The organism is Novosphingobium sp. CCH12-A3, from assembly GCF_001556015.1.
In the GTDB taxonomy this organism is placed as follows: Bacteria; Pseudomonadota; Alphaproteobacteria; order Sphingomonadales; family Sphingomonadaceae; genus Novosphingobium; species Novosphingobium subterraneum.
The window spans coordinates 1-819 of sequence record NZ_LSIA01000046.1 but is presented as its reverse complement, the minus strand read 5'-3'; the positions used below and the strand labels follow the sequence as shown (position 1 = coordinate 819).

Here is an 819-nt window from a genome sequence, read left to right as displayed (position 1 = left end):
CCCCTAACCCCTCCCGCCTGCGGGAGGGGAATTGAAGCCACGCGCCCCCGCCCCTTCGCGCCAACCGCAGGCATAGCATCATCAGGCAGCCCGATATCCCGGCTCGCGGGAATCCACCCGCGCCCAAAGGAGGAAGGCTGATGCGGATCGGCTGCGTGCGGCATGGGCGGCTCCCGTTTGGAACAAAGCGGGAACTTCTAGGCGAGGATGGGGGGTGTAGGAAAATGGTTTTATGGCTTCACGCAGAGACGCGGGGATGAAAAAGGTCGACGTGGAGCAAATGCCAGCCGCTAAGTGTGAGGGAATTTAGGTTATAAGTAAACTACCACAAACCCCCAAGTAAAATCACAGAATACCTGACATCTTCTTCCATAATTCTCTTGCTTTATCTAGAAGAATCGGAAGATGATCGAAGCTTGGGAAAGCAACCATAATATAATGCCTTAGAATTTCAACATTCCCAGATATGAAAAGCATCACAGGGTCAAAATTTGTAGCAAGGACGGCTGTCATGGCAGCCTTGCCAATCACACTTGCAGCTCCCGTAACAAGACCACCCGCCGCTGCTGCACCCACAACTTTGGGATTAGAAATCGCGCTTGCGGCTGCAGAGAGCGCTGCAGCGACAGCGTTCCGCACCGTCGCATTGGACGCAGATTGTGTTTGTTCGTGATATGGATCTGTGTCCGAAAAAGCTATCTGCTCAACACTAATCGCAAGGTCATTTCTTGCATTTTCAGTCGTAAGCTGTGGGCTTTCCAAGATAGAGCAGATTCCGATCACTCTGGCTCATACCCGGCGGCGATAAAATAGTTGGTG

1 protein-coding gene is annotated in these 819 nt (G+C 52.5%); it reads right to left on the bottom strand.

Going from position 1 to position 819, the window contains the following annotated elements:
* Positions 1 to 345: 345 nt before the first annotated feature.
* On the bottom strand, positions 346 to 783 hold the full coding sequence (locus tag AX703_RS27200) for a hypothetical protein (RefSeq protein ID WP_156451896.1): 438 nt from the start codon (positions 781 to 783) through the stop codon (positions 346 to 348).
* Between the last annotated feature and the right edge of the window lie 36 nt (positions 784 to 819).